Source organism: Enterobacter sp. KB-221C9, assembly GCF_041320715.1.
GTDB lineage: Bacteria > Pseudomonadota > Gammaproteobacteria > Enterobacterales > Enterobacteriaceae > Enterobacter > Enterobacter asburiae_D.
The window spans coordinates 230,546-243,763 of sequence record NZ_JBGIWG010000004.1; the positions used below are offsets into that span (position 1 = coordinate 230,546).

At 55.7% G+C, this 13,218-nt stretch carries 11 protein-coding genes; 7 read left to right on the forward strand and 4 right to left on the reverse strand.

From position 1 onward, the window contains the following. Window positions 1-6: 6 nt before the first annotated feature. Window positions 7-1,305 carry a phosphopyruvate hydratase gene (eno, locus tag AB8846_RS07270; protein ID WP_010434599.1) on the forward strand — a complete coding sequence of 433 codons (1,299 nt, stop codon included), beginning with the start codon at window positions 7-9 and terminating at the stop codon, window positions 1,303-1,305. A gap of 53 nt (window positions 1,306-1,358) precedes the next feature. On the opposite strand, the gene AB8846_RS07275 is transcribed toward eno, so the two are convergent. Both AB8846_RS07275 and AB8846_RS07280 read right to left on the reverse strand, forming a co-directional pair. Beyond that, window positions 1,359-2,468, reverse strand: a complete 1,110-nt coding sequence (locus AB8846_RS07275; RefSeq protein WP_331411375.1) for an SDR family oxidoreductase — start codon at window positions 2,466-2,468, stop codon at window positions 1,359-1,361. A gap of 348 nt (window positions 2,469-2,816) precedes the next feature. After that, complete coding sequence (locus tag AB8846_RS07280; RefSeq protein WP_024909265.1) at window positions 2,817-3,641, reverse strand: MurR/RpiR family transcriptional regulator; 825 nt, start codon at window positions 3,639-3,641, stop codon at window positions 2,817-2,819. 165 nt (window positions 3,642-3,806) lie between these two features. Between AB8846_RS07280 and AB8846_RS07285 the strand changes: the two genes are divergently transcribed. From AB8846_RS07285 to queE, 3 genes are read left to right on the forward strand one after another with little or no spacing between them, the layout of a single operon-like run. Then, entirely contained in the window at window positions 3,807-5,366 is a 1,560-nt protein-coding gene (locus tag AB8846_RS07285; RefSeq protein ID WP_370732401.1) for a PTS transporter subunit EIIC, read from the forward strand. Then, window positions 5,366-6,073 carry an N-acetylmannosamine-6-phosphate 2-epimerase gene (locus AB8846_RS07290; protein ID WP_370732402.1) on the forward strand — a complete coding sequence of 236 codons (708 nt, stop codon included), beginning with the start codon at window positions 5,366-5,368 and terminating at the stop codon, window positions 6,071-6,073. Before AB8846_RS07285 ends, AB8846_RS07290 begins: the two co-directional genes overlap by 1 nt. A gap of 54 nt (window positions 6,074-6,127) precedes the next feature. Further along, window positions 6,128-6,799, forward strand: coding sequence for a 7-carboxy-7-deazaguanine synthase QueE (queE, locus tag AB8846_RS07295; RefSeq protein ID WP_023333236.1), 672 nt, complete (start codon window positions 6,128-6,130; stop codon window positions 6,797-6,799). 87 nt (window positions 6,800-6,886) lie between these two features. On the opposite strand, the gene queD is transcribed toward queE, so the two are convergent. Continuing rightward, on the reverse strand, window positions 6,887-7,249 hold the full coding sequence (gene queD, locus AB8846_RS07300; RefSeq protein ID WP_023309002.1) for a 6-carboxytetrahydropterin synthase QueD: 363 nt from the start codon (window positions 7,247-7,249) through the stop codon (window positions 6,887-6,889). 306 nt (window positions 7,250-7,555) lie between these two features. Here queD and cysJ point away from each other — a divergent pair, with 306 nt between their 5' ends. The 3 genes from cysJ (at window position 7,556) to cysH (ending at window position 11,907) form a co-directional block, all read left to right on the forward strand. After that, the gene (cysJ, locus tag AB8846_RS07305; protein WP_370732403.1) at window positions 7,556-9,361 is read left to right on the forward strand and encodes an NADPH-dependent assimilatory sulfite reductase flavoprotein subunit; all 1,806 of its coding nucleotides are present in this window, start codon (window positions 7,556-7,558) and stop codon (window positions 9,359-9,361) included. Then, window positions 9,361-11,073 (forward strand): assimilatory sulfite reductase (NADPH) hemoprotein subunit, encoded by a 1,713-nt coding sequence (gene cysI, locus AB8846_RS07310; protein WP_370732404.1) that lies wholly within the window; start codon window positions 9,361-9,363, stop codon window positions 11,071-11,073. The genes cysJ and cysI overlap by 1 nt, the downstream gene beginning before the upstream one ends. Before the next feature lie 99 nt (window positions 11,074-11,172). After that, window positions 11,173-11,907 (forward strand): phosphoadenosine phosphosulfate reductase, encoded by a 735-nt coding sequence (gene cysH, locus AB8846_RS07315; RefSeq protein ID WP_023308999.1) that lies wholly within the window; start codon window positions 11,173-11,175, stop codon window positions 11,905-11,907. A 97-nt stretch (window positions 11,908-12,004) separates the two neighbouring features. On the opposite strand, the gene AB8846_RS07320 is transcribed toward cysH, so the two are convergent. Then, entirely contained in the window at window positions 12,005-13,048 is a 1,044-nt protein-coding gene (locus tag AB8846_RS07320; RefSeq protein WP_370732405.1) for an aminopeptidase, read from the reverse strand. Window positions 13,049-13,218 lie beyond the last annotated feature (170 nt).

Genomic DNA, 13,218 nt, shown 5'->3' on the forward strand with positions numbered 1-13,218 from the left:
AATCTAATGTCCAAAATCGTTAAAGTCATCGGTCGTGAAATCATCGACTCCCGTGGTAACCCGACCGTTGAAGCCGAAGTTCACCTGGAAGGTGGTTTCGTTGGTATGGCTGCTGCTCCATCAGGTGCTTCTACCGGTTCTCGCGAAGCGCTGGAACTGCGCGATGGCGACAAATCCCGCTTCCTGGGCAAAGGCGTACTGAAAGCGGTTGGCGCTGTAAACGGTCCGATTGCTCAGGCAATCCTTGGCAAAGACGCCAAAGACCAGGCTGGCATCGACAAGATCATGATCGATCTGGACGGTACTGAAAACAAATCTAACTTCGGTGCGAACGCAATCCTGGCTGTTTCCCTGGCGAACGCCAAAGCAGCTGCGGCGGCGAAAGGTCAGCCACTGTTCGAGCACATCGCTGAACTGAACGGCACCCCAGGCAAATACTCCATGCCTGTACCAATGATGAACATCATCAACGGTGGTGAGCACGCAGACAACAACGTTGATATTCAGGAATTCATGATTCAGCCAGTTGGCGCGAAATCCCTGAAAGAAGCGGTACGTATGGGTTCTGAAGTGTTCCACAACCTGGCTAAAGTTCTGAAAGCTAAAGGTATGAACACTGCTGTTGGTGACGAAGGTGGCTATGCGCCAAACCTGGGTTCTAACGCAGAAGCACTGGCTGTTATCGCAGAAGCAGTAAAAGCTGCTGGCTACGAGCTGGGCAAAGACATCACCCTGGCGATGGACTGTGCAGCATCTGAATTCTACAAAGACGGTAAATACGTTCTGGCTGGCGAAGGCAACAAAGCGTTCACCTCTGAAGAGTTCACTCACTTCCTGGAAGACCTGACCAAACAGTACCCAATCGTGTCTATCGAAGACGGTCTGGACGAGTCTGACTGGGCTGGCTTCGCATACCAGACTAAAGTACTGGGCGACAAAATCCAGCTGGTTGGTGACGACCTGTTCGTAACCAACACCAAGATCCTGAAAGAAGGCATCGAGAAAGGCATCGTTAACTCCATCCTGATCAAATTCAACCAGATCGGTTCTCTGACCGAAACTCTGGCTGCGATCAAAATGGCGAAAGACGCTGGCTACACCGCTGTTATCTCTCACCGTTCTGGCGAAACTGAAGACGCTACCATTGCCGACCTGGCTGTGGGTACCGCTGCAGGCCAGATCAAAACCGGTTCTATGAGCCGTTCTGACCGTGTTGCTAAATACAACCAGCTGATTCGTATCGAAGAAGCGCTGGGCGAGAAAGCACCATACAACGGTCTGAAAGAGATCAAAGGCCAGGCATAATTGCTTAAGCCTTAAAATGAAAATGCCAGTCGAATGACTGGCATTTTTTTTGGCTATTTAAAATCGACCGCCATTTGCTCCGGAATGGTCAGCCCCTGGGTGGTTTGCACGCAGCGGGCGATGTAGTCCGTAAAACGGGGTGGCTTCGGCATCCCCATGCTCAGCAGCTTATCGTTGCTGAAGCGCACGTTAAGCGTGGCAAACGCACCGTATAAACGCATGGCTTTCAGCATCAGACGTTCGTTGCACGGCCCAAAAATATGTTTCAACTCGCGGCGCATTCTGACCAGCGTTTCGTAGCTGACCTGCGCATATTTATCCCCGACGGGGGCTTTCTCCAGCGCCTGCGCCATTGCCTGATCGATATCCGCAAAGCGAACGCTGTTCTCTTCTCCCGCAGAAATGTGTACCACTTCTCCTGGACGCGCGTTGCTGTTGAGCAGCATTAACAGCGCATCGGCGCAATAATCCACCGGAACAACGTCGATCCGGTCTTCCATTGAGCACATAAACTTCTGCAGCATCAGGCCCATGCTAAAGACCCAGAAAATGCTGCTCGACGGCGTACAGCCGTGACGGGTATGGCCGACGACGATGGACGGGCGGGCGATGAGCAGCGGCAGGTTCGGACACTCCTGACGCATCAGCTGTTCAATGGTTGACTTCGAAAACGTGTATTCCACCAGGTGTTCAGCATTCTCTCTGAATTCAGCGCTTTCGGCGACCAGTGAATCCTGCTCCGGCGTGCATGACATCGCGGTGCCGACGTGGAGGAAACGCTGCAGTCCTGCGACCTGCTCCATGCGGCGTGCCAGCGCGAGCGTACCTTCAACGTTGACCTTCCAGATCAGCGGGTTATTACCAAATGAGGCGACGGCCGCACAGTTAACGACATGCGTGACCCGATCCAGACGGGGATCGTTAAGAAAGGCCTCTGGCTGGCTGAGATCGCCAATCAGGATATTATCCACGCTCAGGGAGGCCAGTTTGTCCTCAGGAACGTTGAACTTACGCATATTCTCCAGCACGCGCTGCAGTCCGCTTTGCGGATTGCCGGCACGCGCGAGCAAAAGCAGTTTTACGGGTTGATCGTTGGTCAGGATTTTTTCAAGAACTGCACCGCCCAGAAATCCGGTCACGCCTGTAATCAATAACATCTTCATTAATACCGTCTCATTATGATTGATGAGGCGGATTGTAGGCGCGCAAAAGTAAACGGCATTTAAATAATAAAACGCCGAAATCAATGGCGTCTTAAGCTTATTTTAAGAAAAGGAAATCGGGTGGATATATTGGACATTAATGAAATGGTAAAAATTCATTTTATTAAAATATAAATTTTAATCAATTGATTTTAATGATTTTTATTGGTGTGGTGTCAAATGATTAACTTAATTCAAAATGTAATAAAAATAATAATTTGTTACACCAAACATTTACCAAATAAATGATTTAAACACCACTTAACTCAAATCATTCGCAGGCTGATTTATTTAGCCTGCGAATGTTTTTCAGAGCAAAAGGGGAAGCGTGGCGCTGGCTGTTTGTTGGCTAACGTCGCCGTAATGACCATCCAGCGCAATCATGGACGTGGTCAGCAGCTCGACCAGCAGCATCACCCCCACCTTAGCATTGAGCGCGCCTGCGCTAAGGGGCCCCTCTGGTTTGGCGGCAACCAGCAGCATGTCGCTCAGAGACGCCAGCGGGCTGCGGGGCGTATTGCTGAGTGCCAGAACCTTCACGCCGCGCTTGCGGGCAAGCTTCACCACGTGGAGTAGATCCCGCGTTGAACCCGAGCTGGAGATGGCCACAACCAGCGTCTCTTTCGAAAGCGTTGTCGCATTCATGGCCGCGCGGTGCATATCGCTAAACAGCTGTGCGGGTTTACCCAGCCGCAGCAGCTTGTAATGCAGATACTCCCCGAGGATCGCGCTGGCCGCGACGCCATAAATCTGAACGGATTGCGCCTGGTGCAGCGCCAGCGCGGCCTTTTCAAGCAGCGTGCGGTCGAGGAGTCTGGCGGTATCCTGCAAAGCCTGCACCGACTCATCCACGACGTTATCAATCTCATCCCCCGCCTGACGCGCGGGCTGGCCCTGCTGAATATCCAGCGCAAGCGCCATTTTAAATTCGTTATAGCCCTTGCAGCCCAGCGTCCGGCAAAGGCGCGTGACGCTGGCCTCGCTGGTGTGGCTCTCGCGCGCCAGCTCAGTGATCGTCAGGTAGAGCACCCGGGCGGGATCGCTGAGGACAAACTCGCCGAGTTTTTGTTGCGTTGGGCTGTACCCGGAAGCCTCCTGGCGGAGCTTCAGCAGCAGATTTTCATGGTCCGACATGCCACGTCCTTAATGTGTTTCGCTGCGACTAGTGTGGCGGAAAGGAGGGGAAAGATGCCAGTCATTTTGAAAAAGTATGATCGGCTTCCTGGTTTTTGATGATAATTTTCACGTAATAATATTTATGTGGTAAAAATTTTCATCAATTAAAGGGGAGATGAAAAAATGATGCAAATGTTCAGTGGCGCTTCTTCGGGGGGATGGTTTGAAAAAGCGCAGCGCTTTGGTAAATCCTTTATGTTGCCCATCGCCGTGTTGCCCGCGGCGGGTCTGCTGCTGGGGATAGGCGGCGCGCTATCGAATCCCAATACGCTGACGGCTTATCCGTTTCTAGACGTGGGCTGGCTGCAGGCCATTTTCACCATCATGAGCAGCGCCGGTTCAATTGTGTTTGCGAACCTCTCGGTGCTGTTTGCGGTTGGCGTAGCCGTCGGGTTGGCAAAAAGCGATAAGGGCACGGCTGGGCTGGCGGCGCTGCTCGCGTTTCTGGTGATGAATGCCACCATCAACGCGCTGCTGATCCTCACCGGCAAACAGGCGCACGAGAACCCGGGCGCTGTGGGGCAGGGCATGACGCTGGGTATTCAGACGCTGGAAACCGGCGTGTTTGGCGGCGTGGTGATTGGGCTGGTGACCTGCGCGCTCCATCATCGGTTTAATAAAATTGCGCTTCCGCAGTTCCTCGGGTTCTTTGGCGGCTCGCGCTTTGTCCCCATTATCAGCTCCCTGGCGGCGATACTCGTCGGCGCGCTCATGACCGTGGTCTGGCCGCATTTCCAGAAACTGATTTTTGGTCTCGGCGGCCTGGTGGATGCCACCGGTTATCTGGGCACCCTGCTGTACGGCTTCATTTTGCGCATGCTGGGCCCGTTTGGTTTGCACCACATCTTCTATCTGCCGTTCTGGACCACCGCGCTCGGCGGCAGTGAGATTGTCAACGGTCACCTGGTTGAGGGCACACAGCGGATCTTCTTTGCCCAGCTGGCCGACCCGAACACGCAGCATTTCTATGAGGGCACGTCGCGCTTCATGTCCGGGCGCTTTATTACGATGATGTTTGGCCTGCTCGGCGCGTGTCTGGCGATGTACCACACGGCAAAACCGGAGAACAAAAAGCGCGTTGCCGGGCTGCTGCTCTCTGCGGCGTTAACCTCGTTCCTGACCGGGATTACCGAGCCTATCGAGTTCTCCTTCCTGTTTATTGCGCCGGTGCTTTACGTCATTCATGCGCTGTTTGACGGGCTGGCGTTCATGCTCGCCCACATGCTGCATATCACCATCGGACAAACCTTCTCCGGCGGGTTTATCGACTTCGTGCTGTTCGGCATTTTGCAGGGGGAGGCCAAAACCAACTGGATGTTCGTTCCGCTGGTCGGCGTGCCGTGGTTCTTCCTTTACTACTTCACCTTCCGCTACCTGATTAACCGCTTCGATTTCGCCACGCCGGGTCGGGAAAAGGAGGCGGTGGCCGATGAGGTGACCTTCTCGCAGAGCGAGCGCGCCGTTGCGGTGATCGCTGGATTAGGCGGAAAAGACAATCTGGAAGAGGTGGACTGCTGCGCCACGCGGCTTCGCGTCACGGTGAAGGACGGCAGCAAAGTGAATGACGCGGCGCTGAAAGCCACCGGCGCGCGCGGCGTTATCGTGCGCGGTAACGGTGTTCAGGTCATTTATGGCCCGCACGTCACGATTATCAAAAACGAAGTGGAAGAGATCTTATCGTAATGAAAACTGTACTGGATAACCTGAAGGGAAAACTGGTCGTCTCCTGTCAGGCGCTGGAGAATGAACCGCTGCACAGCCCGTTTATTATGTCGCGGATGGCGCTGGCGGCGGCGCAGGGCGGGGCCGCTGCCATTCGTGCCAACAGCGTGGTGGATATCGAGGCCATTAAGCAGCAGGTCTCTTTGCCGGTCATCGGCATCATCAAACGGGATTACCCGGAAAGCGAAGTGTTTATCACCGCCACGATGAAAGAGGTGGATGAGCTTATGAGCGTCTCTCCGGAAATCATTGCGCTTGATGCGACGGCGCGGGAGCGTCCCGGTGGGGGATCCCTGGAAACGCTGGTCACGCGCATTCGCTCGCGCTATCCCTCGGTGCTGCTGATGGCGGATATCGCCTCCGTGAGTGAAGCCGTGACGGCGCAGGCGCTTGGCTTTGACTGCGTCGGCACCACGCTTTACGGCTATACGGCGGAAACGGCGGGCCATTCGCTTCCGGAGAACGACTGCGCGTTCCTGAAGGCCGTGCTGGCTGCCGTGACGGTACCCGTGGTTGCCGAAGGTAACGTGGATACGCCTGAACGCGCGGCCAGATGCCTGGCGCTGGGCGCGCATACGGTCGTCGTCGGCGGCGCGATCACCCGTCCACAGCAAATTACCGAGCGTTTTATGGCGGCGATTGGCGCGCAAAGCACCGATGGAGCATGACCATCCGGCGGGGATCTGCGATACTTATCGTTTATCCCCTTTACTGAGATGACTATGCAGTACCCGATTAACGAGATGTTCCAGACCCTGCAAGGCGAGGGTTACTTTACCGGCGTTCCCGCTATTTTCATTCGTTTACAGGGATGCCCGGTTGGCTGTGCCTGGTGTGATACCAAACATACGTGGGATAAGCTCGCAGATCGGGAAGTGTCGCTGTTTAGTATTCTGGCGAAAACCAAAGAGAGCGATAAGTGGGGCGCGGGCAGTTCAGAAGATCTGCTGGCCATTATTGGTCGTCAGGGCTGGACGGCGCGCCACGTGGTGATCACCGGCGGTGAACCCTGCATCCACGATCTGACGCCGCTGACCGAGCTGCTCGAAAAGAACGGCTACAGCTGCCAGATTGAAACCAGCGGCACCCATGAAGTGCGCTGTTCACACACGACCTGGGTGACGGTATCGCCAAAAGTGAATATGCGCGGCGGGTATGACGTGCTGTCTCAGGCGCTGGAACGCGCGGATGAGATTAAGCACCCGGTAGGGCGCGTGCGTGATATCGAGGCGCTGGATGAACTGCTGGCAACGCTGACGGATGAAAAGCAGCGCGTCATTGCGCTTCAGCCGATCAGCCAGAAAGACGACGCGACGCGCCTGTGCATTGAAACCTGTATTGCGCGTAACTGGCGCCTGTCGATGCAGACGCACAAGTATCTGAATATTGCCTAAAAAAAAGCCCGGTGGCGTTAGCGCTTACCGGGCCTATGGTTCGGGGCTCTTGTAGGCCGGGTAAGCGTCAGCGCCACCCGGCAAGCATCACTCCCCGCGATAGATACAGCCAGCGGTGCAGGTCTCTTTGATCATCACCGCGCTCAGCAGCGGCACCAGCGGCTTCATCTGATCCCAAATCCATTTTGCCAGCACTTCGCTGGTCGGGTTTTCAAGGCCCGGGATATCATTCAGGTAGTAGTGATCCAGACGATCGTAGGTCGGCTTAAACGCCGCCTTCAGCTCGGCAAAATCCATGATCCAACCGGTATGCGGATCAACTTCACCGGTGATCTCAAGACGCACCATGAACGAATGCCCGTGCAGACGGCCGCATTTATGCCCTTCTGGGACATGCGGAAGGTGGTGGGCGGCTTCGAAGGTGAAATCTTTAAACAGTGTGGTGGACATGATCGCTCTCAGTAATGCGGAAAAAACCGCCGCATAGTACCGGAAAGCACAATTTTTAGCATTAACTAAAACGGCTCAATAGATACTGAGCCGCTAAACGTCCAGTTTTCGTTAATTTTCGTATTATATTTCAACGGGTTAATTAATCGCTTTTACTGTTAAGAACGATAAGTAAAACAGGTTAGTCCATTTGGTTATTTATTATTTCCATCCCTTCTTTAATTGTTATTATCCTCGCCGTTAACCTTATCTTCAGTTTGGATTTATTCGCTTAAAGTCCGCTTGGCTACTGGAACATAACGACGCATGACAACACAGGCCCCACCTTCAAATTTGCTTCCCCTGAACCCGGAGCAACTGGCGCGCCTTCAGGCTGCCACCTCTGATTTTTCTCCCACTCAGCTTGCCTGGGTCTCCGGTTATTTCTGGGGAATGCTCAATCAGCAGCCTGGCGCTGTGGCGGGTGCACCGGTAACGGCCGTTGAAATTCCGGCCATTACCCTGATTTCCGCCTCGCAGACGGGCAATGCCCGCCGCGTGGCCGAAGCGCTGCGTGACGACCTGCTGGCCGCCAAACTGAACGTGAACCTGGTCAACGCCGGGGATTATAAATTTAAGCAAATCGCGTCAGAAAAACTGCTGGTGGTGGTTGCCTCTACGCAGGGGGAAGGTGAACCCGCTGAAGAAGCGGTGGCGCTGCATAAGTTCCTGTTCTCGAAAAAAGCGCCGAAGCTGGATGGCACGGCTTTTGCCGTCTTTGGCCTGGGCGATACCTCCTATGAATTTTTCTGCCAGTCCGGTAAAGACTTCGACAGCAAGCTGGCGGAGCTGGGCGCGGAGCGCCTGCTGGACCGCGTTGACGCGGATGTTGAATACCAGACCGCCGCCGCCGAATGGCGCGCGCGCATCGTTGAGGTATTGAAAGCGCGCGTGCCGAAAGAGACGTCGGCGCAGGCCGCGTTCACCGCGACGGGTGCCGTCAACGACATTCACACCAGCCCGTACACCAAAGAGGCGCCGCTCACGGCGAGTCTGTCGGTGAATCAGAAAATTACCGGCCGCGACTCGGAAAAAGACGTGCGCCATATCGAAATCGATCTCGGCGACTCTGGCCTGCGCTATCAGCCGGGCGATGCGTTGGGTATCTGGTATCAGAACGATCCGGCGCTGGTGAAAGAGCTGGTTGAGCTGCTGTGGCTGAAGGGTGACGAGCCTGTCACCGTTGACGGCAAAACTCAGCCGCTTTCAGACGCCCTGCAGTGGCATTTCGAGCTGACGGTGAACACCCCGAATATCGTCGAAAATTACGCCACCTTAACGCGCAGCGAATCCTTGCTGCCGCTGGTGGGTGACAAAGCGAAACTGCAGCATTACGCCGCGACGACGCCAATTGTCGATATGGTGCGTTTCTCTCCGGCTCAGCTGGATGCCGATGCGCTGATCGGCCTGCTGCGTCCGCTGACCCCGCGCCTGTACTCCATCGCCTCTTCCCAGGCAGAAGTGGAGAGTGAAGTACATGTTACCGTGGGCGTGGTGCGCTACGACATCGAAGGCCGTGCCCGTGCGGGTGGGGCCTCTGGCTTCCTGGCCGATCGCGTGGAAGAAGAGGGCGAAGTGCGCGTCTTTATCGAGCACAACGACAACTTCCGCCTGCCGACGAACCCGGAAACCCCGGTCATCATGATTGGCCCAGGCACCGGCATTGCGCCGTTCCGCGCCTTTATGCAGCAGCGCGCGGCAGACGGCGCGCCGGGTAAAAACTGGCTGTTCTTCGGCAACCCCCACTTTACTGAAGATTTCCTCTACCAGGTTGAGTGGCAGCGCTATGTGAAAGAAGGCGTACTGACCCGCATCGATCTGGCCTGGTCCCGCGACCAGAAAGAAAAAGTATACGTACAAGACAAACTGCGCGCACAGGGCGCAGAGCTGTGGCGCTGGATCAATGACGGTGCCCACATTTATGTCTGCGGCGACGCCAATCGCATGGCGAAAGACGTTGAGCAGGCACTGCTGGAAGTGATTGCCGAATTCGGCGGTATGGATGCCGAAACGGCGGATGAATTTTTAAGTGAGCTGCGCGTTGAGCGCCGTTATCAGCGAGATGTCTACTAATGAGCGAAAAACATCCAGGGCCACTGGTGGTCGAAGGTAAACTGACAGACGCCGAGCGCATGAAGCTGGAAAGCAACTATCTGCGCGGCACCATTGCTGAAGATCTGAATGACGGTCTCACCGGCGGTTTCAAAGGCGACAACTTCCTGCTGATCCGCTTCCACGGCATGTACCAGCAGGACGATCGCGACATCCGCGCCGAGCGCGCAGAACAGAAGCTGGAGCCGCGTCATGCGATGCTGCTGCGCTGCCGTCTGCCGGGCGGGGTGATCACCACCAAACAGTGGCAGGCCATCGACAAGTTTGCGGGTGAAAATACGATTTATGGCAGCATCCGCCTGACCAACCGTCAGACCTTCCAGTTCCACGGTATTCTGAAGAAGAACGTCAAGCCGGTGCATCAGATGCTGCACTCGGTCGGGCTGGACGCGCTGGCGACCGCCAACGACATGAACCGTAACGTGCTTTGCACCTCGAACCCGTATGAGTCCGAGCTGCACGCCGAAGCCTATGAGTGGGCGAAGAAGATCTCTGAACACCTGCTGCCGCGTACCCGCGCCTACGCGGAGATTTGGCTCGATCAGGAAAAAGTCGCGACCACGGACGAAGAACCGATCCTCGGCCAGACCTATCTGCCGCGTAAGTTTAAAACCACGGTCGTGATCCCACCGCAGAACGATATCGATCTGCACGCCAACGACATGAACTTCGTGGCGATTGCCGAAAACGGCAAGCTGATTGGCTTTAACCTGCTGGTGGGCGGCGGCCTGTCTATTGAGCACGGTAACAAGAAAACCTACGCCCGCACCGCGAGCGAGTTCGGCTTCCTGCCGCTGGAGCACACGCTCGCCGTGGCGGAAGCGGTAGTGACCACCCAGCGCGACTGGGGCAACCGTACTGACCGTAAAAACGCGAAAACCAAATACACCCTGGAGCGCGTGGGTGTTGAGACGTTCAAAGAGGAAGTGGAGCGTCGCGCAGGCATCAAGTTTGAGCCGATTCGCCCTTACGAATTCACCGGTCGCGGCGATCGCATTGGCTGGGTGAAGGGTATCGATAATAAATGGCACCTGACGCTGTTTATCGAAAACGGCCGTATTCTGGATTATCCGGGCCGTCCGCTGAAAACCGGTCTGCTGGAAATTGCTAAGATCCATAAAGGCGAGTTCCGCATTACCGCTAACCAGAACCTGATTATTGCCGGCGTGCCGGAGAGCCAGAAGGCGAAGATCGAGAAGCTGGCGCGCGATCATGGGTTGATGGATGCGGTTAAACCGCAGCGTGAAAACTCGATGGCCTGCGTGTCGTTCCCGACCTGCCCGCTGGCGATGGCCGAGGCGGAGCGTTTCCTGCCGTCATTTACTGACAAAGTGGAGGCGATTCTGGAAAAACACGGTATTCCGGACGAGCATATTGTTATGCGCGTCACCGGCTGCCCGAACGGCTGCGGTCGCGCGATGCTGGCCGAGCTGGGCTTGGTGGGGAAAGCGCCGGGTCGTTACAACGTGCACCTTGGCGGTAACCGTATCGGCACGCGCATTCCGCGTATGTACCGTGAAAATATTACGGAACCGGAAATTCTTGATTCCATCGACGAGCTTGTCGGGCGCTGGGCGAAAGAGCGCGAAGCGGGTGAAGGCTTCGGCGACTTTACGGTGCGTGCGGGCATCATTCGCCCGGTGCTCGATCCCGCAAGGGATTTCTGGGAGTAACCCATCCTTTGCCCGGTGGCGCTTCGCTTACCGGGCCTACGGGTTTTGTAGGCCGGGCAAACGCAGTGCCGCCCGGCAAAACAGGCAAACGAGGTTCTTATGTCCGTACTCGATCTAAACGCCCTTAATGACCTGCCAAAAGTCGAACGCATTCTGGCGCTGGCAGAAACCAATGCCCACCTTGAAAAGCTGGACGCCGAAGGGCGCGTGGCGTGGGCGCTGGAAAACCTGCCGGGAGACTATGTGCTGTCGTCGAGCTTTGGTATTCAGGCGGCGGTCAGCCTGCATCTGGTGAATCAGATCCGTCCGGACATTCCGGTGATCCTCACCGATACCGGCTACCTGTTCCCGGAAACCTACCAGTTTATTGACGAGCTGACGGACAAGCTCAAGCTGAACCTCAAAGTTTACCGCGCGACGGAAAGCGCGGCCTGGCAGGAGGCGCGCTACGGTAAGCTGTGGGAGCAGGGCGTTGAGGGCATTGAGAAATACAATGAGATCAACAAAGTTGAGCCGATGAACCGGGCGCTGAAAGAGCTCAATGCGCAGACGTGGTTTGCAGGGCTACGCCGCGAGCAGTCCGGCAGCCGAGCAACGTTGCCGGTGCTGGCGGTCCAGCGCGGGGTGTTTAAAGTGCTGCCGATTATCGACTGGGATAACCGGACGGTGTATCAGTATCTGCAAAAACACGGGCTGAAGTACCATCCGCTGTGGGACCAGGGCTATCTGTCGGTGGGCGACACCCACACCACGCGCAAATGGGAACCGGGAATGGCGGAAGAAGAGACGCGATTCTTTGGGCTGAAGCGCGAGTGCGGACTGCACGAAGGATAATGTCATTTCGCCCGGTGGCGCTGCGCTTACCGGGCCTACAAAGGCTCGATTGATACGTAGGCCCGGTAAGGCGTAGCCGCCACCGGGCTTAACGACCTCAGGCTTTCCCCGCTTTCGCCAGCTCCTTCACCAGCGGCAGCATCACCTTCACCACATCACGGCTGCGGTGTTCAATCCGCTGCGGCAGCGCGCTATCAATGTGCTGCTGATTATCCAGCATCACGTTGTGCCAGCTTGTTCCGTCCGGGAAGGCTTTCGATTTAGCCCGCTGCTGATAGCCATCTTTCTTGCCCAATCCCCAGTTTGTCGCTTCCACGTACAGCACCGGAATGCCAGCCTTGTCGAACACTTCCCCGTCGTTGCAGCAGCCTGTTCCCCGCGGATAATCCTGGTTACCGCCGGGGTTGCTGGTGGCATAAACCCCATGGCTGCGGGCAATCGCCAGCGCCCGGTCGCGCGTCAGTTTCCGCACGGTACCCGGCGTACTCTGCCCGCTGTTGAAATAAAGCTTATCGCCGACGATCAGGTTATCGAGGTTAATCACCAGCAGCGTATTTTTCTTCTCTTCTGCGCTCATGCGTTTAAGGAGATTCTCAGCGCCGAGTTTGCCCTCTTCTTCACCGCTGGTGGCCACGAAACGAATACCGTACTGGGTTGGAATATCCTTCATCCGCTCGGCCAGTTCGAGCATCACGCCCAGGCCTGCCGCGTTGTCGTCCATGCCCTGCAGCGTCAGCCCGCCGAGGTTGTTATCCGTATCGCCATCGCTCAACGGGGCGTAGGTATCAAGGTGCGCCATAATAATAATCTGCTCGTTTGCACTCCCTTCATGCGCCGCGATAACCGTACTGCCGGTCACGTTATGCCAGTTTTTGGTTTTATTTCTGGAGGTATAAACGTAGCGGCTGTGAAACGCGCGGATATCGCTCTGGTAACCCATGTCGGCAAACTGCTGGCGAAGATAGTCCGCGGAGAGCATTTCCGCAGGCGAACCGGTCATGCGGCCGGGGAAGACGGTGGCAATATGCCGCGCCTGCAGAGTGGCGATTTCACCATAAGGTTGGTTTTTTGCCTGGGCCGGAAGAATAAAGCAAACGCCGAGCGCCAGGGCAGCAATACGGTGGCGCATTGCGGAAAACATAGTGAGTCCTTAAAAACTGAGCAAAATAATAACCCGCTTAGTATGAAACTGTGATCGTCCATACACAATTTGAATTGCTCTTAAATGCCCGAAATTTCGCGTGTTAAGCATTTTTTGGTATTAGCTTTTTCACGGCGTTATTCCATTGAGTAACTACTCATTCCAATTCG